The organism is Enterovirga aerilata, assembly GCF_013044135.1.
GTDB classification, from domain to species: domain Bacteria; phylum Pseudomonadota; class Alphaproteobacteria; order Rhizobiales; family Beijerinckiaceae; genus Enterovirga; species Enterovirga aerilata.
In genome coordinates this window covers 772,821-797,532 of record NZ_JABEPP010000002.1, presented here as the reverse complement: position 1 = coordinate 797,532, position 24,712 = coordinate 772,821, and the positions used below count along the sequence as shown (strand labels likewise).

Sequence of the window (24,712 nt, the reverse complement as noted above, 5' to 3'; positions counted from 1 at the left end):
TCGAGGATCTCGAGAATATGGCCCCTGACCGGGGTGGCCGGGACGAGCCCGGCCATGACGCGGGATGGGGTGACGCGGTCGGGATGGGCCCGGCCGTCGCGAACAAGGTTTACCGGAGCAGGACATGTCCCGCCGTCACAGCGCCGAGAAGCGCGAGATCATCCCGGATCCGAAATTCGGCGACATCGTCGTGACCAAGTTCATGAACTCGATCATGTACGAGGGGAAGAAGTCGGTCGCCGAGCGCATCGTCTACGGCGCCTTCGACATCGTCGAGAGCCGCACCCGCGCCCATCCGCTCGAGGTGTTCCGGGCGGCTCTGGACAATGTCGCGCCGGCGCTCGAGGTCCGGTCCCGCCGCGTCGGCGGCGCCACCTACCAGGTTCCGGTCGAGGTCCGTCCCGAGCGCCGGCAGGCGCTGGCGATCCGCTGGCTCATCCAGGCCGCGCGGGCCCGCAACGACAAGACCATGGTCGATCGCCTGTCGGCCGAGCTCATCGACGCCGCGAACAATCGCGGCAACGCGGTGAAGAAGCGGGAGGACACGCACCGGATGGCCGAGGCCAACCGCGCCTTCTCGCATTACCGTTGGTAGCGGCCGGAAGGCCAGGAGCAGATCATGCCTCGCACGCACGCGATCGAGGATTACCGCAATTTCGGCATCATGGCGCATATCGATGCCGGAAAGACGACGACGACCGAGCGGATCCTCTATTACACCGGCAAGAGCCACAAGATCGGCGAGGTCCATGAGGGCGCTGCCACCATGGATTGGATGGAGCAGGAGCAGGAGCGGGGGATCACCATCACCTCGGCTGCGACTACCTGCTTCTGGCGCGACAAGCGGCTGAACATCATCGACACCCCCGGGCACGTCGACTTCACGATCGAGGTCGAGCGCTCGCTCCGCGTGCTCGACGGTGCGGTGTGCGTGCTCGACGGCAACCAGGGCGTGGAGCCGCAGACGGAGACCGTCTGGCGCCAGGCCGACAAGTACGACGTGCCGCGCATCGTGTTCGTCAACAAGATGGACAAGATCGGCGCGGACTTCTTCCGCTGCGTGGCCGACATCGTCGACCGCGTCGCCGGCAAGCCCGTCTGCCTGCAGCTGCCGATCGGCTCGGAGAGCAACTTCCAGGGCGTGATCGACCTCATCAAGATGAAGGCGATCGTCTGGTCGGGCGAGGCGCTGGGCGCCAAGTTCGACGAGGTCGAGATCCCGGCTGACCTCCAGGACCAGGCCGCGGAATACCGCGCGAAGCTGGTCGAGGCTGCGGTCGAGATGGATGACGAGGCCATGATGGCCTATCTCGACGGCCAGGAGCCGGACGAGGCGACCCTGCGCCGTCTCGTGCGCACGGCCGTGCAGCGCCGCGCATTCCATCCGGTGCTGTGCGGTTCGGCCTTCAAGAACAAGGGCGTGCAGCCGCTGCTCGATGCCGTCGTCGACTTCCTGCCGTCGCCTGCCGATCGCGAGGCGATCAAGGGCGAGGATCCCGCGACCGGGGAACCGATCCTGCGCAGGCCGGTCGACAGCGAGCCCTTCTCGATGCTCGCCTTCAAGATCATGGACGACCCGTTCGTCGGCACGATCACCTTCTGCCGCGTCTATTCGGGCAAGGTGGAATCGGGCGCGAGCATCCTGAACTCAACGCGCGAGAAGAAGGAGCGCGTCGGCCGGATGCTCCTCATGCACGCGAATAACCGCGAGGACATCAAGGAGGCTTTTGCCGGCGACATCGTCGCGCTGGCCGGGCTCAAGGACGTCCGCACCGGCGACACGCTCTGCGATCCGCTGAAGCCTGTGATTCTGGAGCGCATGGAGTTTCCGGAGCCGGTCATCACGATCGCGATCGAACCGAAGTCGAAGGGCGACCAGGAGAAGCTCGGCCTCGCGCTGGCGAAGCTCGCCGCGGAGGATCCGTCCTTCCGCGTGTCGACTGACCCGGAGAGCGGCCAGACCATCCTGAAGGGGATGGGCGAGCTGCACCTCGACATCAAGGTCGACATCCTGAAGCGCACCTACAAGGTCGACGCGAATATCGGCGCGCCCCAGGTCGCCTATCGCGAGACGATCACGCGCCGCGGAGAGGTCGACTACACGCACAAGAAGCAGACCGGCGGCACTGGCCAGTTCGCGCGCGTCAAGCTGGTGGTCGAGCCGAACGAGAAGGGCGCGGGCTTCGCCTTCGAGTCCAAGATCGTCGGCGGCGCGGTGCCGAAGGAGTATATCCCCGGCGTCGAGAAGGGCCTTGAGTCCGTCATCAATTCGGGCGTGATCGCCGGCTTCCCGGTCGTCGACATCAAGGTCGAGCTCGTCGACGGCGCCTTCCACGAGGTCGATTCGTCGGCGCTCGCCTTCGAGATCGCGGCTCGCGCCGCGCTTCGCGAGGCGCTGCAGAAATGCGGCTCGGTCCTGCTCGAGCCGATCATGAAGGTCGAGGTGGTGACGCCGGAGGAATATACCGGCTCCGTCATCGGCGATCTCAACTCCCGGCGTGGCCAGATCCAGGGTCAGGACATGCGCGGGAACGCGAACGTCATCAACGCCATGGTGCCGCTCGCCAACATGTTCGGCTACGTCAACAACCTGCGCTCGATGAGCCAGGGGCGTGCGAACTACACGATGCAGTTCGACCATTACGAGCAGGTGCCGTCGAACGTGGCTGCCGAGGTCCAGGCGAAATACGCCTGATCCTCAGATCCCATTCGCGAATACGAAGGTAAGGTGCTGTCATGGCAAAAGAAAAGTTCACCCGTAGCAAGCCGCACTGCAACATCGGCACGATCGGCCACGTCGACCACGGCAAGACCTCGCTGACGGCGGCGATCACCAAGGTGCTGGCCGAGTCCGGCGGCGCGACCTTCACGGCCTACGACCAGATCGACAAGGCCCCTGAGGAGAAGGCCCGCGGCATCACGATCTCGACGGCGCATGTCGAGTACGAGACGACGAACCGGCACTATGCCCACGTCGATTGCCCCGGCCACGCCGACTACGTGAAGAACATGATCACGGGCGCGGCGCAGATGGACGGCGCGATCCTCGTCGTCTCGGCGGCCGACGGTCCGATGCCGCAGACGCGCGAGCACATCCTGCTCGCCCGCCAGGTCGGCGTGCCGGCGCTCGTCGTCTTCCTGAACAAGGTCGACATGGTCGACGATCCGGAGCTCCTCGACCTCGTCGAGCTCGAGGTGCGCGAGCTGCTCTCCAAGTACGAGTTCCCCGGCGACGACATCCCGATCACCAAGGGCTCGGCCCTGATGGCGCTCGAGGACAAGCGTCCGGAGATCGGCCGCGACGCCGTCCTCCAGCTGATGAAGACCGTCGACGAGTACATTCCGCAGCCGGAGCGTCCGATCGACATGCCCTTCCTGATGCCGATCGAGGACGTGTTCTCGATCTCGGGACGCGGCACGGTCGTGACGGGTCGCGTCGAGCGCGGCATCATCAAGGTCGGCGAGGAGGTCGAAATCGTCGGCATCCGTCCGACGCAGAAGACCACGGTCACCGGCGTCGAGATGTTCCGCAAGCTGCTCGACCAGGGCCAGGCGGGCGACAATGTCGGCGTCCTGCTCCGCGGCACGAAGCGCGAGGATGTCGAGCGCGGCCAGGTCGTCTGCAAGCCGGGTTCGGTGAAGCCGCACACGAAGTTCAAGGCCGAGGCCTACATCCTCACCAAGGAGGAGGGCGGCCGCCACACGCCGTTCTTCACGAACTATCGTCCGCAGTTCTACTTCCGCACCACGGACGTGACCGGCGTCGTGACCCTCCCCGAGGGTACCGAGATGGTCATGCCCGGCGACAACATCACGATGGATGTCACGCTCATCGTTCCGATCGCCATGGAGGAGAAGCTCCGCTTCGCCATCCGTGAGGGCGGCCGTACGGTCGGCGCGGGCGTCGTCGCCTCGATCGTCGAGTAAGCCGCACGCTTGTCATGGCCGGGCTAGGCCCGGCCACCCCGATCGGAAAGGTCGAGGTCTCTCCATCGAGGTCGCCGGGCGAGGCCCGGCGATGACACCCGAGAAGATGAAACGATGAACCAGAACATCCGCATCCGCCTGAAGGCGTTCGACCATCGCGTCCTCGACGCCTCGACCCGCGAGATCGTCTCGACGGCGAAGCGGACGGGCGCGCAGGTCCGCGGTCCCATCCCGCTGCCGACCCGGATCGAGCGCTTCACCGTGCTGCGTTCCCCGCACATCGACAAGAAGTCGCGCGAGCAGTTCGAGATGCGGACCCACAAGCGTGTGCTCGACATCGTCGATCCCACGCCGCAGACGGTCGACGCCCTCATGAAGCTCGACCTCGCCGCCGGCGTGGACGTGGAGATCAAGCTCTGAGCCTCGGGCTCGGAGCTTTCCGGAAGCGCTCTTTAGGATCAGGTCCATGCGCTCAGGCGTCATTGCCCAGAAGGTCGGAATGACCCGCATCTTCACCGATGCCGGGGAACACATTCCCGTCACCGTGCTGAAGCTCGACCAGTGCCAGGTCGTCGCGCATCGCACGAAGGAAAAGAACGGCTACACGGCCCTGCAGGTCGGCGTCGGCCAGGCCAAGGTGAAGAACGTGTCCAAGGCCGAGCGCGGCCGGTTCGCGGTCGCCAAGGTCGAGCCCAAGCGGAAGCTGGCGGAGTTCCGCGTGTCCGAGGACGCGCTGATTCCGGTCGGAGCCGAGATCACGGCCGATCATTTCGTTCCCGGCCAGTTCGTGGACGTGACCGGCACGACGATCGGCAAGGGCTTCGCCGGCGGCATGAAGCGCTGGAATTTCGGCGGCCTGCGCGCCTCGCACGGCGTGTCGATCTCGCACCGCTCGATCGGCGGCACGGGCGGCCGTCAGGACCCCGGCAAGACCTTCAAGAACAAGAAGATGCCCGGCCATCTCGGGGTCGAGCGGGTCACGACCCAGAACCTGCGCGTGGTCCGCACGGATGTCGAGCGCGGGCTGATCCTGGTCGAGGGCGCCGTTCCCGGTCATGCGGGCGGCTGGATCTTTATCAAGGACGCCGTGAAGCGGAAGGCGCCGGCCGATCTGCCGATGCCGGGCAAGTTCCGTGAGCCGGCAAGCGCGGCGGCTGAGCCGGCCGCGGCCGAGGAGAACGCGTGATGCAACTCGAAGTGAAGACCTTTGCCGGCGAGACCGCCGGCTCGGTCGAGCTCGACGACGCGATCTTCGGTCTCGAGCCTCGTGCCGACATCCTCGCCCGGATGGTGCGCTGGCAGCTCGCCAAGCGCCGCGCCGGCACCCACGCGGTGAAGAACCGAGCGGAGATCGCGCGCACCGGCAAGAAGATGTACAAGCAGAAGGGCACCGGCAACGCCCGCCACGGCTCGGCCCGGGTGCCGCAGTTCCGCGGCGGTGGCCGCGCTTTCGGCCCGCAGGTCCGTTCGCACGAGCATGCCCTGCCCAAGAAGGTCCGCGCGCTGGCGCTTCGTCACGCGCTGTCGTCGAAGGCGACGGGTCAGCGACTGATCGTCGTCGACGATGCGCGGCTCGAGGCTCCGAAGACGAAGGAGCTGAAGGATCAGTTCGGCAAGCTCGGGCTGAGCTCGGCCCTGATCATCTCGGGTGCGGAGGTGGACGCCAATTTCGGCCTCGCCGCCCGCAACCTGCCCGGTATCGACGTCCTGCCCGTGCAGGGCATCAACGTGTACGACATCCTGCGGCGCGACACGCTCGTGCTAACCAGGGCGGCCGTCGACGCGCTGGAGGCGCGCTTCAAATGAATCCGGATCCGCGCCATTACGACGTGATCGTGAGCCCGGTGATCACCGAGAAGGCCACGAACCTGTCGGAGCTGAACAAGGTCGTCTTCCGGGTCGCCCCGGATGCGACCAAGCCCCAGATCAAGGAGGCGGTCGAGCGCCTCTTCGACGTCAAGGTCCTGGCGGTGAACACGCTCGTGACCAAGGGCAAGGAGAAGGTCTTCCGCGGCCGCAGAGGCCGGCGTTCGGACGTGAAGAAGGCGATCGTGACCCTGGCGCAGGGCCAGTCGATCGACGTCACGACCGGGCTCTGAGCGGCAGGTAGGGAACCATGGCACTCAAGACGTTCAAGCCGGTCACGCCTGGCCTCCGCCAGCTCGTGATCGTCGACCGGAGCGAGCTCTACAAGGGCAAGCCCGTCAAGTCGCTGACCGAGGGCAAGCACTCCAAGGGCGGCCGGAACAATCACGGCCGGGTCACGGTGCGGTTCCGCGGCGGCGGCCACAAGCAGACCTACCGCTATGTCGATTTCAAGCGGCGGGGCCACGCGAACCAGGCGGCGGCCGTGGAGCGGATCGAGTACGATCCGAACCGGACGGCCTTCATCGCCCTGATCCGCTACCCGGACGGCGAGCAGTCCTACATCCTGGCGCCGCAGCGCCTGGCGGTGGGGGACACGGTGATGTCGGGCGAGCAGGTCGACATCAAGCCGGGCAACGCGATGCCGCTCGCCAACATGCCGGTCGGCACGATCGTGCATAATGTCGAGCTGAAGATCGGCCGCGGCGGCGCCATGGCCCGCTCGGCCGGGACCTATGCGCAGATCGTCGGCCGCGACCAGGGCTACGTGACCGTCCGCCTGAACTCGGGCGAGCAGCGCCTCGTGCATGGGCAGTGCTACGCCTCCGTCGGCGCGGTCTCGAACCCGGACCACATGAACATCTCGATCGGCAAGGCCGGTCGCAGCCGCTGGCTCGGCCAGCGCCCGCACAACCGCGGCGTGACCATGAACCCGATCGACCACCCGCATGGTGGTGGCGAGGGCCGGACCTCCGGCGGGCGCCACCCGGTGACGCCTTGGGGCGTGCCGACCAAGGGCAAGAAGACGCGCTCCAACAAGCGCACCGACCGATTCATCGTGACCAGCCGTCACAACCGCAAGAAGAAGGGCTGAGGCGCGCCATGGCACGCTCGATCTGGAAGGGGCCGTTCGTCGACGGCTACCTGCTGAAGAAGGCCGATGCCGCCCGCAACTCGGGCGGCCGCAACGAGGTGATCAAGATCTGGAGCCGCCGCTCCACGATCCTGCCGCACTTCGTCGGGCTGACCTTCGGCGTCTACAACGGACGCAAGCACATCCCGGTCTACGTCTCCGAGGAGATGGTGGGCCACAAGTTCGGCGAGTTCTCGCCGACCCGCACCTTCAACGGCCACGCGGCCGACAAGAAGGCCAAGAGGCGCTGATCATGGGAAAGGCCGCTACCCCGCGCGCGCTGCCGGAGAACGAGGCGAAAGCCGTCGCCCGGATGCTGCGCGTGTCGCCGCAGAAGCTGAACCTCGTCGCCCAGCTCATCCGGGGCAAGAAGGCTTCCGTGGCGCTCGCCGACCTCGAGTTCTCGCGCAAGCGGATCGCCAAGGAGGTGCGCAAGTGCCTCGAGAGCGCGATCGCCAACGCCGAGAACAACCACGATCTCGATGTCGACGACCTCGTCGTCAAGGAGGCCTTCGTCGGCAAGGCGCTCGTCCTGAAGCGCTTCCATGCGCGGGCCCGCGGTCGCGGTGCGCGCATCCTGAAACCCTTCTCGAACCTCACCATCGTGGTTCGCGAAGTCCAAGCCGAAGCGGCCTGAGGTCCACCCATGGGTCAGAAAGTCAATCCGGTCGGGCTGCGGCTCGGCATCAACCGGACCTGGGATTCCCGCTGGTTCGCCGGCAAGGGCGAATATGCCCGCCTCATGCATGAGGACATGGCCATCCGCGAGGCGCTGACGAAGCAGCTGAAGCAGGCGGCAGTGTCCAAGATCGTGATCGAGCGTCCGCACCGGAAGTGCCGGGTGACGATCCACTCGGCGCGTCCCGGCGTCGTGATCGGCAAGAAGGGCGCCGACATCGACAAGCTGCGCAAGCTCGTCGGGTCGATGACCAAGGCCGAGGTCGCGATCAACATCGTCGAGGTGCGCAAGCCAGAGATCGACGCGACGCTCGTCGCCGAGTCGATCGCCCAGCAGCTCGAGCGCCGCGTCGCCTTCCGCCGGGCGATGAAGCGCGCGGTGCAGTCGGCGATGCGCCTCGGCGCGCAGGGGATCCGGATCAACTGCTCCGGCCGCCTCGGCGGCGCCGAGATCGCCCGCATGGAATGGTACCGCGAGGGTCGCGTTCCGCTGCACACGCTGCGTGCCGATGTCGATTACGGCACGGCGACCGCCTTCACGACCTACGGCACCTGCGGCATCAAGGTCTGGATCTGCAAGGGAGAGATCCTCGAGCACGATCCGATGGCGCAGGACAAGCGCATGAACGAGGAAGCAGGCAGCCGGTCCACCGGTCGTCGCGCGGCCGAGCAGGCGGCCTAGGCCGGCCGGCTCGGGAGAGGTTCAAGAGCCATGTTGCAACCGAAGAAGACGAAGTTCCGTCGTCAGTTCAAGGGACGCATCCACGGCGTCGCCAAGGGCGGGACGGACTTGAATTTCGGCCAGTTCGGCCTCAAGTGCCTGGAGCCGGAGCGCGTGAACGCGCGCGAGATCGAGGCGGCCCGCCGCGCGATCACCCGCGAGATGAAGCGCCAGGGCCGGGTCTGGATCCGGATCTTCCCGGATGTTCCGGTCTCGAAGAAGCCGACCGAAGTCCGCATGGGCAAGGGCAAGGGCGCGGTCGAGTACTGGGCCGCGCGCGTGAAGCCTGGCCGGATCATGTTCGAGATCGACGGCGTGTCGGAGGAGGTCGCCCGCGAGGCGCTCCGTCTCGGCGCGGCCAAACTGTCGGTGCGCACGCGCTTCGTGCAGCGCATCGCCGAGTGAGGATGAGATGAAGACGAAGCAGCGCTTCGGCGACCTTCAGCGGATGTCCGCCGATCAGCTCCAGGACGAGCTTCTGGCGCTGAAGAAGGAGCAGTTCAACCTGCGCTTTCAGCGGGCGACGGGTCAGCTCGAGAATACCTCGCGGGTGCGCGTCGTCCGTCGCGACATCGCCCGCATCAAGACGCTGCAGAGCCGGCAGCGCGCGGCCGCGCAGGCCTGAGGAGAGTTTCATGCCAAAGCGCGTGTTGCAGGGCGTCGTGGTCAGCGACAAGGGCGAGAAGACGATCGTGGTGAAGGTGGAGCGCCGCTTCACGCACCCGGTCCTCAAGAAGACCGTCCGTCGCACGAAGAACTATCACGCCCACGACGAGAACAACTCGGCCAAGGTCGGCGACATCGTGTCGATCGAGGAGTCGCGGCCCTATTCCAAGACGAAGACCTGGAAGCTCGTCGAGGGCGCCGGGACTGGCGGATCGGGCGGCGGTGTTGTATCGAGCGTCGTCGAAGGCGTCGCGAGCGCCGTCGACAAGGTGAAGTCGGCCGTCGGTCTCTCGTAGGGGACCTCTCCGGGCCGCTTCGCCGCGGCACCGGCAGAACGGGTTTCGCTGGGCGGCCATCACCGCGGGTGGTGGTCGTTCCGTGTTTCAGGATGGGTTCCGGGCGCCGGCCTTGGTCGGCTCCGGATGACGCAAGGGCAGGGGACCGAGATCCCCGTCGGCCGTAGTCCGGCTTCGGCCGGAAACCGACCGAGACAGAGAGAGGTTCTGATCGATGATCCAGATGCAGACGAATCTGGACGTCGCCGACAATTCCGGTGCGCGTCGCGTGATGTGCATCAAGGTGCTCGGCGGCTCGAAGCGCAAATACGCGAGCGTGGGTGACATCATCGTCGTCTCCGTCAAGGAGGCGATCCCGCGCGGCCGCGTGAAGAAGGGCGACGTGATGAAGGCCGTCGTCGTGCGCACTGCCAAGGACATCCGCCGCCCGGACGGCTCGGTGATCCGCTTCGACCGCAACGCCGCGGTTCTCATCAACAACCAGAAGGAGCCGGTCGGCACCCGCATCTTCGGACCGGTTCCGCGCGAGCTGCGCGCCAAGAACCACATGAAGATCATCTCGCTCGCGCCGGAGGTGCTGTGATGGCCGCCAAGATCAAGAAGGGCGACCGCGTCGTCGTTCTGACCGGCCGCGATTCCGGCCGCACGGGCGAGGTCATCCAGGTCATGCCGAAGGACGAGAAGGCTCTCGTGCGCGGCGTCAACATGGTGAAGCGTCACCAGAAGCAGACCATGAACCAGGAGGGCGGCATCATCTCCAAGGAGGCGCCGATCCACCTGTCGAACCTCGCCGTCGCGGACCCCAAGGACGGCAAGCCGACCCGGGTCGGTTTCCGCATCCTCGATGACGGCCGGAAGGTGCGGTTCGCGAAGCGGTCCGGAGATCTGATCGATGCCTAAGTCTCCCAAGCAGCCGACCGAGGCCGCCTCGGCCGGGAACGGCGCGGACGGCGCCTACATTCCGCGCCTTCGCCAGCATTATGACGAGGTGGTGCGTCCGAAGCTCATCGAGGAGTTCGGCTACGCGAATCCGATGCAGGTGCCGAGGATCGACAAGATCGTCCTCAACATGGGCGTCGGCGAGTCGACGGCGGATTCCAAGAAGGCCTCGGTCGCGGCGGCCGATCTTGCGCTCATCGCCGGCCAGAAGCCGGTCGTGACCCGCGCCCGCAAGGCGATCGCGACCTTCAAGGTCCGCGAGAACATGCCGATCGGCGCCAAGGTCACGCTGCGGCGCGCCCGCATGTACGAGTTCCTGGACCGCCTCGTCACGATCGCGCTCCCGCGCGTCCGCGACTTCCGCGGCCTGAACCCGCGTTCGTTCGACGGCCGCGGCAACTATGCGCTCGGCATCAAGGAGCACATCGTCTTCCCCGAGATCAACTACGACAAGGCGGAGCAGATCTGGGGCATGGACGTGATCATCGCGACCACGGCCAAGACGGACGACGAGGCGCGCGCGCTCCTGAAGCACTTCAACTTCCCGTTCCGGCAGTGAGGATGCCTGCGCGGCAGGCGGATCTCAGACGCGGACACCGGAGATAGACGACATGGCCAAGAAGAGTTCGATCGAGAAGAACAAGGCCCGCAGGAAGCTGGTCGAGCGCTTCGCGAACAAGCGCAAGGAGCTCCTTGCGGTCGCGAACGACCAGAGCCGGCAGATGGAGGAGCGCTTCGAGGCGCGCCTCAAGCTCGCCGAGCTGCCGCGGAACGCCAACCCGACCCGCATCCGCAATCGCTGCGAGATCACGGGCCGGCCGCGTGCCTATTACCGCAAGCTCGGCATGTCGCGCATCGCGCTGCGCGAGCTTGGTTCCCAGGGCCTGATCCCGGGCCTGGTCAAGTCGAGCTGGTAAGGAGGCGCGACGATGTCGATGACCGATCCGCTCGGCGATATGCTGACCCGCATCCGGAACGCGCAGCTGCGTCGCCGGAGCACCGTCCAGACCCCGGGCTCGCGCCTCAGGGCCAACGTTCTCGATGTGCTGAAATCCGAAGGCTATATCCGCGACTACTCGACGACGGATTACGGCAACGGCCGGACCGAGTTCACCATCGAGCTGAAGTACCACGAGGGCGAGCCTGTGATCCGCCGGATCCAGCGCGTCTCGAAGCCAGGCCGCCGCGTCTACGCGTCGGTCGACACCATGCCGCGCGTCGCAGACGGGCTCGGCACCGTGATCATGTCGACCCCGCAGGGCGTCATGGCGGATCACGAGGCGCGCGAGAAGAACGTTGGCGGCGAAGTGCTCTGCCAGGTCTTCTGAGGCCGGCGGACAGGACAGGGAAACGACGATGTCTCGTGTAGGCAAGAAGCCGGTCCCGGTTCCGTCGGGCGTGACCGCGACGGTTGCCGGCCAGCTGGTGAAGGTGAAGGGGGAGAAGGGCGAGTTGTCCTTCGCGGTCCCGGACAAGGTCTCGGTCGCAATGGAGGACGGCGCCATCAAGGTCGATCCGCGCGATCAGTCCAAGGAAGCGCGCTCGCTCTGGGGCACCTCCCGGGCCCAGGTCGCGATCCTCATCGAGGGCGTGAGCAAGGGCTTCGAGAAGCGGCTGGAGATCAACGGTGTCGGCTACCGCGCCGCGATGGCCGGCAAGGTCCTGAAGCTGTCGCTCGGCTACAGCCACGACATCGACTACGAGGTGCCGGCCGGGCTCACCGTGACGACCCCGCGTCCGACCGAGATCGTGATCGCCGGGATCGACAAGCAGAAGGTTGGCCAGGCGGCCGCCGAAATTCGCGAGTTCCGCGGTCCCGAGCCCTACAAGGGCAAGGGCGTGAAATACGCGAACGAGTTCATCTTCCGCAAGGAAGGCAAGAAGAAGTAGGACCTGGACATGGCTACGAAGCAGAGCGTCGAGGAGCGGCGCAAGGCGCGTGTCCGGCGCGCGATCCGCAAGGCCGCCAACGGGCGTCCGCGCCTGTCGGTGTTCCGGTCGTCGAAGCAGATCTATGCGCAGGTCATCGACGACGAGCGCGGCCACACGCTGGCGGCAGCATCCTCTCTCGAGAAGGATCTGCGCGGCAAGCTGAAGACCGGCGCGACCGTGGAGGCCGCGCGGGAGATCGGGAAGCTGGTCGCCGAGCGCGCCCGGCAGGCGGGGGTCACGCAGGTGATCTTCGATCGGTCCGGCTACCTCTATCACGGCCGCGTCAAGGCGCTGGCCGATGCCGCCCGCGAGGGCGGTCTCGACTTCTAAATTTACGCACGCCGGCGGGCTTCATTCGGACGTCAAGCGAGCGGGCCGCCGCCCGCGCCGAGTTCAGACGGGATTGTAGATGGCTAGAGAACCTCATTCCGGCGGCGGTGGCCGTTCCAACCGCGACAGGCGCGACAACCGCGAGGAGCGGGACAGCGAGTTCGTGGACAAGCTCGTCCACATCAACCGCGTCGCCAAGGTCGTGAAGGGCGGCCGGCGCTTCGGCTTCGCCGCGCTCGTCGTCGTCGGCGACCAGAAGGGCCGGGTCGGCTTCGGCCACGGCAAGGCGCGCGAGGTGCCGGAAGCGATCCGCAAGGCGACGGAAGCCGCCAAGCGTGGCCTCATCCGTGTGCCGCTGCGCGAGGGCCGCACGCTGCACCACGACGTGAACGGCCGCTGGGGCGCCGGCAAGGTGATCCTCCGGGCGGCCCCGCAGGGCACCGGCATCATCGCGGGCGGCCCGATGCGCGCCGTCTTCGAGACGCTCGGCATGCAGGATGTCGTCGCCAAGTCGCTCGGCTCGTCGAACCCGTACAACCTGGTTCGCGCGACCTTCAGCGCCCTGAAGAACGAGGACAGCCCCCGCTCGGTCGCGGCCCGCCGCGGTCTCAAGGTGTCCACCCTCCAGTCCCGCCGCCGCGATGCCGACCTGTCGGACGGCGCCGGCGCGGATTCCTGATAGGAGGACACGATGGCTGACCAGAACGGGACCATCACGGTCCAGCAGATCGGCTCGCCGATCCGCCGCGAGGCCAAGCAGCGCCAGACGCTGATCGGCCTCGGCCTCAACAAGCTGCGTCGCACGTCGACCCTTCCCGACACGCCCGCGACCCGCGGGATGATCGAGGCGGTCAAGCACCTCGTGCGCGTCGTCCCGGCCTCGGGCGAGCGGTGAGGAGACGACCATGAGACTGAACGAGATCCGCGACAACGAAGGCGCGACGAAGAACCGGATGCGCGTCGGCCGGGGCATCGGCTCCGGCAAGGGCAAGACGGGCGGCCGCGGCGTGAAGGGTCAGAAGGCCCGCGCCGGGGTTTCCATCAAGGGCTTCGAGGGCGGTCAGATGCCGCTTCACCGGCGCCTGCCGAAGCGCGGCTTCAATCCGCCGAACCGGAAGGACCTCAACGAGGTCAATCTCGGCCGTATCCAGACGGCCGTAGATGCCGGCAAGCTCGACGCCTCCGCTCCGGTGACGGTCGAGACCCTGGTCGCCGCCGGCGTTCTCGCGAAGCCGCGCGACGGGGTGAAGATCCTCGGCGCGGGGGAGCTCACGGCCAAGCTGACCTTCCAGGTCGCAGGCGCGTCGAAATCGGCGCTCGAGGCCATCGAGCGCGCGGGCGGCTCCGTCACGGTTCTTGGCGGTGACGCCGAGGCGGCGGCCTAAAGAGCCGCGCCACCCGAGACTTGAGATGGGCCGGCCCGTGCTCCAGATACGGGCCGGCCTCTCCGCGACCCCGTGAGGTCGCCTCAGGATTTAGTGACATGGCATCGGCCGCCGAGCAGCTCGCCTCCAACCTCAATTTCGGCGCGATCGCAAAGGCCGAAGAGCTCAAGAAGCGCATCTGGTTCACGCTCGGAGCGCTGATCGTCTTCCGCCTCGGCACCTATATCCCGCTTCCCGGCATCGATACCGAGGCGCTGCGCCAGAGCTTCCAGCAGGCCTCCGGCGGCGTGCTCGGGCTGTTCAACATGTTCTCGGGCGGCGCCGTCGAGCGCATGGCGATCTTCGCCCTGAACATCATGCCGTACATCTCGGCATCGATCATCGTGCAGCTCCTCACCTCCGTCGTGCCCTCGCTCGAGGCGCTGAAGAAGGAGGGCGAGTCCGGCCGCAAGGTCATCAACCAGTACACGCGCTACATCACGGTCGTCCTGGCGCTGTTCCAGTCCTGGGGCATCGCGGTGGGGCTGCAGAGCTCCGGCAACATCGTCCAGGAGCCCGGCCCCTTCTTCCTGATCTCGACCGTGATCACGCTCACGGGCGGCACGCTCTTCCTGATGTGGCTCGGCGAGCAGATCACGAGCCGCGGGATCGGCAACGGCTCCTCGCTCATCATCTTCGCCGGCATCGTGGCGCATCTGCCTTCGGCGGTCGCCGGCACGCTCGAGCTCGGCCGCCAGGGGGCGCTCTCCACCGGGCTGATCCTCGGCGTGATGGTGATGGCGGTCGCCGTCATCTTCTTCATCGTGTTCATGGAGCGCGCCCAGCGCCGGCTCCTGATCAACTACCCGAAGCGGCAGGTCGGCAACCGGATGTACGAGGGGCAGACCTCGTTCCTGCCGCTCAAGCTCAACACGGCGGGCGTGATCCCGCCGATCTTCGCCTCGTCGCTCCTCCTCCTGCCGGCGACCTTCGCGAGCTTCACGACCGATACGAGCGGCACGGGCGTGATCGCGACGCTCTCGACCTTCCTGGGGCACGGGCGGCCGGCCTACATGATCCTGTATGCCGCCCTGATCATCTTCTTCGCCTTCTTCTACACGGCGGTGGTGTTCAACCCGCAGGAGACGGCGGAGAACCTCAAGAAGCATGGCGGGTTCATTCCGGGCATCCGCCCCGGCGAGCGCACCGCGGAGCAGATCGACTACGTCCTCACCCGGATCACGGTGATCGGCGCAGCCTATCTCACGGTCATCTGCCTGCTGCCGGAACTGCTTGTCTCCTACGCCGCTTTGCCGTTCTATTTCGGCGGGACCTCGCTCCTGATCGTGGTGTCCGTCACGATGGATACGGTGGCGCAGGTCCACGGCCATCTGCTGGCGCATCAGTACGAGGGCTTGGTGAAGAAGTCGAAGCTCAGGGGCGCGCGCCGCCGCTAGCCGGGGCGCCCGGCATAGGCGCATAGGGGAGGGGCGGGGGCTCCGATGAGATTGATCCTTCTCGGTCCGCCGGGAGCAGGCAAGGGGACCCAGTCGGCCCGCATCGTCGAGCGGCTGGGGATCCCCCAGCTCTCGACGGGCGACATGCTGCGCGCGGCGGTTGCGGCCGGAACGCCGGTCGGCCTGAAGGCCAAGGACGTGATGGCCTCCGGCGGCCTGGTCTCCGACGAGATCGTGGTCGGAATCGTCGCGGACCGGATCGAGGAGCCGGACGCCCGCAAGGGCTTCATCCTCGACGGCTTCCCGCGCACCGTGCCGCAGGCCGTCGCCCTCGACACGATGCTCGCCGAGAAGGGCCTGGCCCTCGACGTCGTGATCGAACTGAGGGTCGACGAGAAGGCTCTCGTCGAGCGTATCGCCAAGCGGGTCGCCGAGACGCTCGCCCGCGGCGAGCAGGTCCGGAAGGACGACAACCCGGAGGCGTTCAAGACGCGGCTCGTCGCCTATCGCGAGCAGACGGCTCCGCTTTCGGACTATTACGCGAAGAAGGGCCTCCTTCGTGTTCTCGACGGCATGAAGCCGATCGACGAGGTGACGGAGGCGATCACGCGCATCCTTCACGCCGAAGCCGCTTGACCGGCGCGTAACCTGCGCCACACTGTCCGTCTGAGGCGGTCGGAGTGGCGTGAATGGTCCGCGATCTCGGCATCTGCTTGGCGGCGTTGTGTCTCGGCAGTTGTCAGATGGGACCCGCCGTTCCGATCGGCGCCGCTTTCGACCCGAGATCTGCCGAATATATCCTGAAGAGCGGCAGGGGCCGTATCGACGGGCAGGCTTTTCTCAGGCGTGACTACGGACGTCTGGTCACGGCGGCCGGCGAGCGGGTCTTTCTGATCCCCGCCACGAGCTATGCCGTCGAGCGGTTCGACCGCATGTTCGGCGGCGACCGGCGTTCCTATTACGGCAACCCGGTCGAGGATCCGCCGCCCGAGTACCTGACCTACCGGCGGGAGACGAAGGTCGACATGACGGGCCGCTTCGCCTTCGAGAATCTGGCGCCCGGCCGCTACATCGTCGCGACGCGCGTGTTCTGGACCGAGCCGAAATCCTTCTTCACCCATGGCGGGGCCATGTATGACACCGTCGAGGTGAAGGACGACGAGACCACGACGGCGATCATCTCGGGGAAGTAGCGGCCGCCCTGTCGCGCTCCTTCCCGGTCGTTACCCCCGCTCGGGCCCGCTCGCGCCGTCCCAGCCGAGGAAGGTGGCGAATTCGGAGGCTGGGACGCGGTCGGTGCGGAGCCGGTTCTCGGGAGCGTCTCTGTCCTCGTGGCCGAGCGACATGCCGCAGACCACCACCTCGTTCTCCGTGATCGGGAGGTGGCGCCGGATGGTCAGGTGAAAGGGCGCGAAGGCGGCCTGGGCGCAGGTCTCGAGCCCATGCGCCCGCGCCGCGATCGCGATGTTCTCCAGGAACATGCCGTAATCGAGCCAGCTCCCGATCTCCAGCCGCCGGTCGATCGTGAAGATGAGGCCGACCGGCGCGTCGAAGAAGACGAGGTTGCGCGCATGCTGGCGCGCCATGCGCTCCGTCTCGCCGCGCCTGATGCCGAGCATCCCGTAGAGATCGAAGCCGACCTTGCGGCGGCGGCCGAGATAAGGCTCGAAGAACTCCGCCGGATAGTAGCGGTACTCGGCCTTCGTGAAGTCGGAGGACGCTCCGGCATGCTCGCGCAGGAGCGCATCCGAGAGGTCGCGCTTCGCGTCGCCGGTCAGCACGTAGACGCGCCAGGGCTGCATGTTCGTGCCGCTCGGCGCTCGCGCAGCCACGTCCAGGATCCGCTCCACCGTCTCGCGCGGGACGGGGTCGGGCCGGAAGGCGCGAATGCTGCGCCGCCCCGCGATGGCGGCCTCGATCGCCTCGGTGGCGGCTGGGTCCAACACTCCGTCTCCCTGGGGCGCCCGAACGCGGCAAGGCCCGGAGCCGTCAGGCTGCGGACCTCGCATGTCGCCCAGGGTGATGCAATTGCTGCCGGCCGACGGCGGCCGGGATCGTCAGGCCGTGCGGCGGACCGGGAGCTCCTCGGCGATGGTCGTGAAGATCTGGCGCAGCCAGGCATCGGCCTCCTTGGCGCGAGCCTCGGCCTCCTGCGCCCGGCCCTCGGCGGCGCGAACGCGCGCCTCCAGCGCCTGAATGCGGAGCTCGGCGTTCTTCAGCTCCTCCGCCGCGCGCTGGGCGATGCCGTGCGTGCGGGCCTCGGCCTCGCGGGTCCGCTCCTCCGCGGCGCGGATCGCCTGGGCGGCCTCGTGCACGAAATCGATCGCGGTCGCGAATTCGCGCGCCGTCACGGGACCGGCGGGCTTGGCCGGGGCGGGGGCCGGCTCGGGCTCATGAGCCTTCGCGGCGGGGGCGGCGAAACGGAGCACCTTCTCGATCCCCTCGGAGACGCTCTCGGGTTTGGCACGCTCGGGCGCTGCCGGACCCATGTCCTCGGGTTGAATGCGAAGTGCCTGTTCCATGTGTCCGTACGCCCCCCGGAAGTCGATACCGCCGAGCTATCCCGAGTTATGGTAAACGAGGGTTTAACGGAGTGGCGAAAGGGTCGCGCCCCCGCCGCACGCCTTGAAGCACAGCGGCCGCCCTGTTACTTGCTCGGGCAACTCCCCGAGATCTCAGGACACCCGGACCCGGACCGATGGCCCGCGAATTCATTTATCACATGCGTGAGCTGACCAAGACCTACCCGAACGGGAAGAAGGTCTTGGACAACGTGAACCTGTCCTTCTACCCCGACGCCAAGATCGGCGTGCTCGGCGTCAACGGTTCGGGAAAATCCACGCTGCTGCGCATCATGGCGGGCGTGGACAAGGAATGGCAGGGCGAGGGCTTCGTGGCCGAGGGCGCGCGCGTCGGCTACCTCGCCCAGGAGCCGCAGCTCGATCCGTCGAAGAACGTGCGGGACAACGTGCTGGAAGGCGTCGCCGCCCAGCAGGCCGTGCTCGACCGCTACAACGAGCTCGCCTTGAACTACTCGGAGGAGACCGCGGAGGAGATGACGCGGCTCCAGGACGAGATCGATTCCAAGGGGCTGTGGGATCTCGATTCCCGCGTGGACCAGGCCATGGAGGCCCTCGGCTGCCCTCCGGGCGACTGGACGGTGGACCAGCTCTCGGGCGGCGAGCGGCGGCGCGTCGCGCTCTGCCAGCTCCTCCTCGCCCAGCCCGACCTTCTGCTGCTCGACGAGCCGACCAACCATCTCGACGCCGAGACGGTCGCCTGGCTCGAGGCGCATCTGCGCAATTACCCGGGCGCGATCCTCATCGTCACGCACGACCGCTACTTCCTCGACAACGTGACCGGCTGGATCCTTGAGCTCGACCGCGGCCGCGGCATTCCCTACCAGGGCAACTACTCCTCGTGGCTCGTGCAGAAGCAGAAGCGGCTGGCGCAGGAGCAGCGCGAGGACGAGGCGCGCCAGCGCACGATCCAGCGCGAGCGCGATTGGGTCGCGGCCTCGCCGAAGGCCCGCCAGGCCAAGTCGAAGGCGCGGATCCAGCGCTACGAGGATCTGGTGGCCCAGGCCGAGCAGCGCGGGCCCACGACAGCCCAGATCATCATCCCGATCGCCGAGCGGCTGGGCAACAACGTCATCGAGTTCACCAACCTGTCGAAGAGCTTCGGCGACAAGCAGCTGATCAAGGATCTCTCCTTCAAGCTGCCGCCGGGCGGCATCGTCGGCGTGATCGGGCCGAACGGCGCCGGCAAGACGACGCTGTTCCGCATGATCACCGGGCAGGAGAAGCCGGATTCGGGGACGATCAAGATCGGCGACACCGTCCATCTCGGCTATGTGGACCAGTCGCGCGACGCGCTCGACGCCAACAAGACGGTGTACGAGGAGATCTCGGGCGGCAACGAGGTGATCTATCTCGGCAAGCGCGAGATGAACGCCCGCGCCTATTGCGGCGCCTTCAACTTCAAGGGTCCCGACCAGCAGAAGAAGGTCGGCCAGCTCTCGGGCGGTGAGCGCAACCGCGTCCATCTCGCCAAGATCCTGAAGAGCGGCGCCAACGTCCTGCTCCTCGACGAGCCGACCAACGACCTGGACGTCGAGACCCTGCGTGCGCTCGAGGAGGCTCTGGAGGATTACGCCGGCTGCGCCGTGATCATCAGCCACGACCGCTGGTTCCTCGACCGCATCGCGACGCACATGCTCGCCTATGAGGGAGACGGGCATGTCGAGTGGTTCGAGGGGAACTTCCACGATTACGAGGAGGACAAGAAGCGCCGCCTCGGGGTCGAGGAGCTCACGCCGACCCGGACCAAGCACAAGAAGCTGACCCGCTGAGGCGCCGGCCGGGCTCGGCCCGGGAGAGCCGCAGGCCGGCCATGGTCTCGCCCGCAGGGCTTTCACCCGTCCGTCTTCACGGAGTACAAGGTGGTGGCAGTCCGCAAGCTTGGGTGCAGACGTCCTCATGGCCAGGGATGTGACTCGGCTTCGCGTTCACGGCGAGTTGGGCGCGCGCCAGGCTCGTAACGTCGGCATTCTGTTCGCCGACATCGCCGGGAGCATGCGGCTCTACGAGGCCTTCGGCAATCGCGGCGCGCTCGCCGCGATCGAGATGTGCCTCGGGCTGATCTCGAACGTCGTCAACCAGAACGGCGGCTTCGTCGTGAAGACGATCGGGGACGAGATCATGGCGGCCTTTCCCGAGCCCGGGGCGACCTGGCTCGCGGCCGTCGAGATGCAGCGCAAGATCGATGCTCTCGCGCCGCTCAAGGGACCGCAGGGGCCGCTCCAGCACGGGCTGCGCGTCGGCTTCAACTTCGGGCCGGCGATCGAGAACAACGGCGATTTCTTCGGGACCACCGTGAATGTCGCGGCCCGCATGGTCCAGCTCGCCAAGCGCGGCCAGATCATCACGACCGGGGAGGGCGAGGCGCTCCTTCCTCCCAATCTCCGCTTCCAGACGCGCGGATACGACTGGGTCGCCGTCAAGGGCAAGCCGGACGGCGTCCCCGTCGTGGAGGTGATCTGGAAGGACCCGGGGGGCCGCACCACCGTGCTCGGCACGCAGCCCGCGCCCGGCATCCATGAGCGCATGACGGAGCTGCGCCTCTTCCTCGCCGGCAGATCCTGGATCTTCGATTCCGGCCGTGAGGCCGTGACGCTCGGGCGGGAGCCGATGAACGACGTCGTGCTTCCCGGCTCCGCCGCCTCGCGCAACCACGCGACGATCGAGCGGCGGCGCGACCGCTGGGTCCTGATCGACCACTCCTCGAACGGCACCTTCATCGCCTCGCCCGGCGACAACGTCATCCACCTGCGGCGCGAGGAGCTGATCCTGAGCCGCGAGGGGAGGATGGGCTTCGGGCAGCCGATCGACGTGAACCCTGCGGAGGCGGCAAGCTTCCTGGTCCGGACGGAGGACGCCTGAGCGGCCAGGTCAGATCCCGACAGGCCGCCCTGCGATGATGACGAGCGCCTCGGCCGCCCCGATGGTTCGGGCCGCCGCTCGTCGGACGTCCTCCTCGGTGACGGCCGCGATGAGCCGGTTCCGGCGGCGGATATAGTCGATCCCGAGCTCCTCGAAGGCGATCTGCGCGAGCTGGTGGGCGATCTTGGTCGAGGTGTCGAAGCCGAGCGCATAGGACCCGATCAGGTAGTCCTTCGCCTTGGCAAGCTCGTCGTCGCTCGGGCCTTCCTCGCTCAGCCGCCGCGTTTCGGCCGCGATCACGTCGAGGCACTCGACGACGCGCTCGTTCTTCGTCGCCGTGTAGCCCCAGGTCATGGCCGTGCGCCGGTAGCTCGCGAGCGAGGTTCCGACCCCGTAGGCCAGCCCGCGCTTCTCGCGCACCTCCTGGAACAGCCGCGACGTGAACGCGCCGCCGCCGAGGATGTGGTTCAGCACATAGGCCGGGATGAAATCCGGGTCGCGCCAGGACAAGCCGGGCACGCCGAAGCGGATGACGGATTGCGGTACGTCGAGATCGACGACGACCCTCTTGCCGCAGCCCTGCAGCTCGATGTCGGGCACCGGATCGAGCCGCGATTCCTCCGGCAGCGCGCCGAAGACATGGTCCAGCCGCAGGGCGAGCTCGTCAGCCTTCATGTCGCCCACGACCGCGATCTTCACGCGGCCGCGGCTCAGGATGCGGCTATGCAGATCGACGAGGTCGTCCCGCGTGATGGCCGCGACGCTCTCGACCGTTCCGGAAACCGGGCGTCCGTAGGGGTGGCCGGGGAAGGCTTCGGCGAAGAAGCGCTTCGTCGCGACCGTCCCGGGATCGTTCGCCTGGTAGCGCAGGCCTGCGATCGTCTGCGCCCGCACGCGCTCGACCGCATCCTCGTCGAAGCGCGGCTCGGCGAGCGCGAGCCGCAGCAGCTCGAAGGCCTCGTCGGCATGGGCGGTCAGGCTCTTCAGCGAGCCGCCGATCGCGTCGGGTCCGGTCGTGAAGCCGAGCTCGATCGCCTGGTTCGCGAGGCGTTCCTGGAAGGCATCGGAGCGGTAGGGACCGGCGCCCTCGTCGAGAAGGCGCGACAGCATCTGCGCCGCCCCGGCCTTGCCGGGGGGATCCTGCGCGGCGCCGCCCTCGAACGTGAAGGCGACCGCGACCAGCGGCACGAAGTCCGACTCGACCCGCCATGCCTCGATCCCACCGGGCGAGATGAGGGAACCGACATCGGCCGGCGAGGCGCCGGCCTCAGCGAGAGCCGCCGACATCAGGCGCCTTGTGCGGCGCGCAGCCTGCTCAGCATGACGTGTCTTTCAGGAGATAGCCGGTCACCGACCGGCGCGGCACCAGATAGCGCTCCGCGACTTCGGCGAGCTGGTCGCGGGTGACGGCTCGGATGTCGTCGGGCCAGCGGCGGACATCCTCGAGCGTCTCGCCCACCGCCAGCGCCGAGCCGTAGATCCGGGCGAGCGAGCTCTGGCTGTCGAGCGAGTAGATCGTCTCGGCGATGAGCCGCGTCTTGGCTCGCTCGATCGCGTCGTCCGTCACGCTGGCCACGCAGGTTGCGATCGCCTGGTTGAGCTCCGGCTCGATATCGGTGGGCGAGAGGCCCTCGGCGGGCACCGCGTAGACCGAGAAGCGCGACTCGTCGATCGCCGAGCCCATGTACCAGGCGCCCGCATTCACGGCGCGGCCGCTCTCGAGCACCAGCGTGCGGTAGAGGTGGGAGGTCGGCCCGCCGCCCAGCAGCTCCGCCAGGACTTCGAGCGCATGCGCCTCTCCGCCACTTGCCGTGCGCGTGGAGGGAACGAGGTAGAGACGTTGCAGCGTCGGCTGCTCCACTTTCGGATCGGCCACGCTGAGATGCCGCGACGCGCGCGGCTCCGGCTCGCGGGGCCGCTGACGCGCACCGGGGCCGCCATGCGGGGCATTGCGGCCGTAGGTGCCTTCCGCGAGGCGCACGACCTCCGAGGCCTCCACGTCCCCGGCCACGACCAGGATGGCGTTGTCCGGCGAGTAGAAGCGTCGGTAGTAGTCGAGCGCGTGGGTGCGGTTCAGCCCTTCGATCTCGTGCATCCAGCCGATGATCGGGATGCCGTAGGGGTGATGGACGAAGAGCGCGGCCGCCATCGCCTCGGAGAGCTGCGCGGAGGGGTCCGTCTCCACCCGCATCCGGCGCTCCTCGAGCACCACATCCCGCTCCGGCGCGACGACGGAATCGTCGAAATTCAGGCCGCTCATGCGGTCGGCTTCGAATTCCATCATCCGGCCGAGATGCGGGGGCGCGACGCGCTGGAAATAGGCCGTGTAGTCGAAGGACGTGAAGGCGTTCTCCTGCCCGCCGAGAGCCGAGACCACCTTGCTGAACTCGCCCGCCGGATGCCGCTCCGTCCCCTTGAACATCAGATGCTCGAGGAAATGCGCGATCCCCGACTGGCCGAGCGGATCGTCGGCCGAGCCGTTCCGGTACCAAACCATGTGGGTCACGACCGGGACGCGACGGTCCGGAATGACGACGATCTCCAGCCCATTGTCGAGGCGCGAGCGGGACAGTTCGGGCCCGCTGCGGTCGCGCGAGCCGAGCACCGCGGAATCGCGCCTCAATCCCGCAGCGCGGATGGTCTGGTCCATGTAGGTACTGATCCGGGCGGGCCGCGGCGGGTCTATTCGTCGTCGTTCGACTTGAAGGCGCGCGTCAGCCAGTTGATCGGATTGGCATCCTGCTCCTGCTGGTCGATCTTGCCCTGGAAGTCGCGGCTGACCTCCCCGCCGCGTGCGGGTTGCCGCAGGGTGGAGGGCGGATCGGTCAAGGTCCGCCGCATGGGTGCGGACGCGATCTTGTCGCCCTCGCCGGACGGACGGTTGCCGCCGAGCTCCGTCGGCGAGATCCAGACCCCGTCGCGGTCGCTGCGGTGGCTGCCGGGGCCGGGCCCGTTCGGATTGCGGCCGCTGCGAATCTCGTCGATGGAAAGGCGCGGATTGTTCTCCGACATGCGCCGAACCTCGCTCTCCGTGACCGGACGGCGCTCCTCGGCCGCGCGGCGGTTGCGCGCCACCACGTCCGGATCCTTCGGCCATTGCGGATTGTTCGAGGCATAGCTCTCGGACCCGGCCGGGGCGCGGAGCTCCATCTTGGGCGGCAGCACGAGCGGGGCGCGCTCGCGGTAGCGGATCGGGTCCTTCTCGGGGCTGATGATCCCCATCGTCCCGAGCAGATTCTTGATCGCCACGCCCTCCTGGGCATGAGCCGCGGACCCGAAGGCCAGCGTGGCGGCAACGGCGCATAGCCCGAGCCGGGCCGGATGATGTCTCGTCATGGCTGGTTCCAAGTCCCCATCGCTGCCGTCAGCCTTCAATCCGGCTTTCGTGTGACGGCTTGGCCATACCTGCATCCCGGCCCGGCCTCGCGCGCCGCCGATCCAAGATGACGGAATCATAGATGAGCCCGACCACCCCGGCAACGATGGCCATGTCGGCGATGTTGAACACGTACCAGGAATAGCCGGCAGCGTGCAGCTGCACGAAATCGAACACGGCGCCGTAGGCCGCCCGGTCGATGGCGTTGCCGAGAGCGCCTCCGGCAAGAAGGCCGAGCGCCAGCGCGAGGAAGCGCCCGCCCGCGCGCGAGACCCAGACGAGGAGGCCTATCGTGGCGACGACGGACAGGACGACGAGACTCCATCGCCCGAACTCCGTGCCCTGCTGGAACAGGCCGTACGAGATGCCCCGGTTCCAGACGACGATCAGGTTGACGAAGGGCCCGAGCGCGACCGGCTCGCGCATCGGCAGGTCGTAGCCGAAGAGCAGGTAGAGCTTGGAGGCCTGGTCGGCCGCGAAGGTCAGGATGGAGGCCGCGTAGCCGAGCCGGGCAGGGGACATGGCAGGCACCGTGCCGGAGGTCAGCGGAAGGGACGGACCGGACGGCCCGTCCGCCTGCGCGCGAT

34 protein-coding genes and 1 pseudogene are annotated in these 24,712 nt (G+C 67.5%); 29 read left to right on the top strand and 6 right to left on the bottom strand.

The window, feature by feature from the left end; genetic code table 11:
* The first annotated feature begins 124 nt into the window (after positions 1-124).
* From rpsG to HJG44_RS09060, 27 genes and pseudogenes are all read left to right on the top strand, one after another.
* Entirely contained in the window at positions 125-595 is a 471-nt protein-coding gene (gene rpsG / locus HJG44_RS09190) for a 30S ribosomal protein S7 (protein WP_171218021.1), read from the top strand.
* A 24-nt stretch (positions 596-619) separates the two neighbouring features.
* A complete protein-coding gene (fusA, locus tag HJG44_RS09185) occupies positions 620-2,695 on the top strand; it encodes an elongation factor G (RefSeq protein ID WP_171218020.1) in 2,076 nt (691 codons plus the stop codon).
* Between the two features lie 41 nt (positions 2,696-2,736).
* Positions 2,737-3,927, top strand: a complete 1,191-nt coding sequence (tuf, locus tag HJG44_RS09180) for an elongation factor Tu (RefSeq protein ID WP_171218019.1) — start codon at positions 2,737-2,739, stop codon at positions 3,925-3,927.
* A 114-nt stretch (positions 3,928-4,041) separates the two neighbouring features.
* Complete coding sequence (gene rpsJ, locus HJG44_RS09175; protein WP_171218018.1) at positions 4,042-4,347, top strand: 30S ribosomal protein S10; 306 nt, start codon at positions 4,042-4,044, stop codon at positions 4,345-4,347.
* A 46-nt stretch (positions 4,348-4,393) separates the two neighbouring features.
* Positions 4,394-5,113 (top strand): 50S ribosomal protein L3, encoded by a 720-nt coding sequence (rplC, locus tag HJG44_RS09170; protein ID WP_171218017.1) that lies wholly within the window; start codon positions 4,394-4,396, stop codon positions 5,111-5,113.
* Positions 5,113-5,733 (top strand): 50S ribosomal protein L4, encoded by a 621-nt coding sequence (gene rplD / locus HJG44_RS09165; protein ID WP_171218016.1) that lies wholly within the window; start codon positions 5,113-5,115, stop codon positions 5,731-5,733. Before rplC ends, rplD begins: the two co-directional genes overlap by 1 nt.
* Positions 5,730-6,026, top strand: coding sequence for a 50S ribosomal protein L23 (locus tag HJG44_RS09160; protein WP_171218015.1), 297 nt, complete (start codon positions 5,730-5,732; stop codon positions 6,024-6,026). The genes rplD and HJG44_RS09160 overlap by 4 nt, the downstream gene beginning before the upstream one ends.
* 17 nt (positions 6,027-6,043) lie before the next feature.
* On the top strand, positions 6,044-6,886 hold the full coding sequence (gene rplB / locus HJG44_RS09155) for a 50S ribosomal protein L2 (RefSeq protein ID WP_171218014.1): 843 nt from the start codon (positions 6,044-6,046) through the stop codon (positions 6,884-6,886).
* An 8-nt stretch (positions 6,887-6,894) separates the two neighbouring features.
* The gene (rpsS, locus tag HJG44_RS09150) at positions 6,895-7,176 is read left to right on the top strand and encodes a 30S ribosomal protein S19 (RefSeq protein ID WP_171218013.1); all 282 of its coding nucleotides are present in this window, start codon (positions 6,895-6,897) and stop codon (positions 7,174-7,176) included.
* Positions 7,177-7,178: 2 nt separating this feature from the next.
* Complete coding sequence (rplV, locus tag HJG44_RS09145; RefSeq protein ID WP_171218012.1) at positions 7,179-7,562, top strand: 50S ribosomal protein L22; 384 nt, start codon at positions 7,179-7,181, stop codon at positions 7,560-7,562.
* Between the two features lie 9 nt (positions 7,563-7,571).
* On the top strand, positions 7,572-8,285 hold the full coding sequence (gene rpsC / locus HJG44_RS09140) for a 30S ribosomal protein S3 (protein ID WP_171218011.1): 714 nt from the start codon (positions 7,572-7,574) through the stop codon (positions 8,283-8,285).
* A gap of 30 nt (positions 8,286-8,315) precedes the next feature.
* Positions 8,316-8,729 carry a 50S ribosomal protein L16 gene (gene rplP, locus HJG44_RS09135; RefSeq protein WP_171218010.1) on the top strand — a complete coding sequence of 138 codons (414 nt, stop codon included), beginning with the start codon at positions 8,316-8,318 and terminating at the stop codon, positions 8,727-8,729.
* A 7-nt stretch (positions 8,730-8,736) separates the two neighbouring features.
* Entirely contained in the window at positions 8,737-8,949 is a 213-nt protein-coding gene (gene rpmC, locus HJG44_RS09130; RefSeq protein ID WP_171218009.1) for a 50S ribosomal protein L29, read from the top strand.
* 10 nt (positions 8,950-8,959) lie between these two features.
* Positions 8,960-9,223 (top strand): annotated as a pseudogene (rpsQ, locus tag HJG44_RS09125) (30S ribosomal protein S17); the annotation flags it as partial.
* Positions 9,224-9,500: 277 nt separating this feature from the next.
* Entirely contained in the window at positions 9,501-9,869 is a 369-nt protein-coding gene (gene rplN / locus HJG44_RS09120) for a 50S ribosomal protein L14 (RefSeq protein ID WP_027317113.1), read from the top strand.
* Positions 9,869-10,186: a 50S ribosomal protein L24 gene (gene rplX / locus HJG44_RS09115; RefSeq protein WP_171218007.1), complete on the top strand. Its 318-nt coding sequence runs from the start codon at positions 9,869-9,871 to the stop codon at positions 10,184-10,186. Before rplN ends, rplX begins: the two co-directional genes overlap by 1 nt.
* Positions 10,179-10,784 carry a 50S ribosomal protein L5 gene (rplE, locus tag HJG44_RS09110; RefSeq protein ID WP_171218006.1) on the top strand — a complete coding sequence of 202 codons (606 nt, stop codon included), beginning with the start codon at positions 10,179-10,181 and terminating at the stop codon, positions 10,782-10,784. Before rplX ends, rplE begins: the two co-directional genes overlap by 8 nt.
* A 52-nt stretch (positions 10,785-10,836) precedes the next feature.
* Positions 10,837-11,142, top strand: coding sequence for a 30S ribosomal protein S14 (gene rpsN, locus HJG44_RS09105; protein ID WP_171218005.1), 306 nt, complete (start codon positions 10,837-10,839; stop codon positions 11,140-11,142).
* Between the two features lie 12 nt (positions 11,143-11,154).
* The gene (gene rpsH, locus HJG44_RS09100; RefSeq protein ID WP_171218004.1) at positions 11,155-11,553 is read left to right on the top strand and encodes a 30S ribosomal protein S8; all 399 of its coding nucleotides are present in this window, start codon (positions 11,155-11,157) and stop codon (positions 11,551-11,553) included.
* A gap of 28 nt (positions 11,554-11,581) precedes the next feature.
* Positions 11,582-12,115 carry a 50S ribosomal protein L6 gene (gene rplF, locus HJG44_RS09095; RefSeq protein ID WP_171218003.1) on the top strand — a complete coding sequence of 178 codons (534 nt, stop codon included), beginning with the start codon at positions 11,582-11,584 and terminating at the stop codon, positions 12,113-12,115.
* Between the two features lie 9 nt (positions 12,116-12,124).
* On the top strand, positions 12,125-12,487 hold the full coding sequence (gene rplR / locus HJG44_RS09090) for a 50S ribosomal protein L18 (protein WP_171218002.1): 363 nt from the start codon (positions 12,125-12,127) through the stop codon (positions 12,485-12,487).
* A gap of 79 nt (positions 12,488-12,566) precedes the next feature.
* On the top strand, positions 12,567-13,166 hold the full coding sequence (gene rpsE / locus HJG44_RS09085) for a 30S ribosomal protein S5 (RefSeq protein WP_171218001.1): 600 nt from the start codon (positions 12,567-12,569) through the stop codon (positions 13,164-13,166).
* 12 nt (positions 13,167-13,178) lie between these two features.
* Positions 13,179-13,382 carry a 50S ribosomal protein L30 gene (gene rpmD / locus HJG44_RS09080; RefSeq protein ID WP_171218000.1) on the top strand — a complete coding sequence of 68 codons (204 nt, stop codon included), beginning with the start codon at positions 13,179-13,181 and terminating at the stop codon, positions 13,380-13,382.
* Between the two features lie 10 nt (positions 13,383-13,392).
* A complete protein-coding gene (gene rplO / locus HJG44_RS09075) occupies positions 13,393-13,872 on the top strand; it encodes a 50S ribosomal protein L15 (protein ID WP_171217999.1) in 480 nt (159 codons plus the stop codon).
* A gap of 98 nt (positions 13,873-13,970) precedes the next feature.
* Positions 13,971-15,308 carry a preprotein translocase subunit SecY gene (secY, locus tag HJG44_RS09070; protein ID WP_171217998.1) on the top strand — a complete coding sequence of 446 codons (1,338 nt, stop codon included), beginning with the start codon at positions 13,971-13,973 and terminating at the stop codon, positions 15,306-15,308.
* A gap of 45 nt (positions 15,309-15,353) precedes the next feature.
* Positions 15,354-15,944, top strand: a complete 591-nt coding sequence (locus HJG44_RS09065) for an adenylate kinase (protein WP_171217997.1) — start codon at positions 15,354-15,356, stop codon at positions 15,942-15,944.
* 107 nt (positions 15,945-16,051) lie between these two features.
* Positions 16,052-16,501, top strand: coding sequence for a carboxypeptidase regulatory-like domain-containing protein (locus tag HJG44_RS09060; RefSeq protein WP_171217996.1), 450 nt, complete (start codon positions 16,052-16,054; stop codon positions 16,499-16,501).
* Between the two features lie 30 nt (positions 16,502-16,531).
* On the opposite strand, the gene HJG44_RS09055 is transcribed toward HJG44_RS09060, so the two are convergent.
* Positions 16,532-17,254, bottom strand: a complete 723-nt coding sequence (locus HJG44_RS09055; RefSeq protein ID WP_346767125.1) for a nitroreductase family protein — start codon at positions 17,252-17,254, stop codon at positions 16,532-16,534.
* A 111-nt stretch (positions 17,255-17,365) separates the two neighbouring features.
* On the bottom strand, positions 17,366-17,830 hold the full coding sequence (locus tag HJG44_RS09050) for a hypothetical protein (protein ID WP_210260991.1): 465 nt from the start codon (positions 17,828-17,830) through the stop codon (positions 17,366-17,368).
* A 176-nt stretch (positions 17,831-18,006) separates the two neighbouring features.
* Here HJG44_RS09050 and ettA point away from each other — a divergent pair, with 176 nt between their 5' ends.
* Both ettA and HJG44_RS09040 read left to right on the top strand, forming a co-directional pair.
* A complete protein-coding gene (ettA, locus tag HJG44_RS09045; protein WP_171217993.1) occupies positions 18,007-19,659 on the top strand; it encodes an energy-dependent translational throttle protein EttA in 1,653 nt (550 codons plus the stop codon).
* Positions 19,660-19,786: 127 nt separating this feature from the next.
* Complete coding sequence (locus HJG44_RS09040) at positions 19,787-20,749, top strand: adenylate/guanylate cyclase domain-containing protein (protein WP_171217992.1); 963 nt, start codon at positions 19,787-19,789, stop codon at positions 20,747-20,749.
* 9 nt (positions 20,750-20,758) lie between these two features.
* Here HJG44_RS09040 and HJG44_RS09035 read toward each other — a convergent pair whose 3' ends face one another.
* From HJG44_RS09035 to lspA, 4 genes are read right to left on the bottom strand one after another with little or no spacing between them, the layout of a single operon-like run.
* Positions 20,759-22,036: a M16 family metallopeptidase gene (locus HJG44_RS09035; RefSeq protein WP_171217991.1), complete on the bottom strand. Its 1,278-nt coding sequence runs from the start codon at positions 22,034-22,036 to the stop codon at positions 20,759-20,761.
* 28 nt (positions 22,037-22,064) lie between these two features.
* A complete protein-coding gene (locus tag HJG44_RS09030; RefSeq protein ID WP_171217990.1) occupies positions 22,065-23,399 on the bottom strand; it encodes a M16 family metallopeptidase in 1,335 nt (444 codons plus the stop codon).
* Positions 23,400-23,431: 32 nt separating this feature from the next.
* On the bottom strand, positions 23,432-24,085 hold the full coding sequence (locus tag HJG44_RS09025) for a hypothetical protein (protein WP_171217989.1): 654 nt from the start codon (positions 24,083-24,085) through the stop codon (positions 23,432-23,434).
* A gap of 28 nt (positions 24,086-24,113) precedes the next feature.
* A complete protein-coding gene (gene lspA, locus HJG44_RS09020) occupies positions 24,114-24,647 on the bottom strand; it encodes a signal peptidase II (protein WP_171217988.1) in 534 nt (177 codons plus the stop codon).
* Positions 24,648-24,712: the final 65 nt, after the last annotated feature.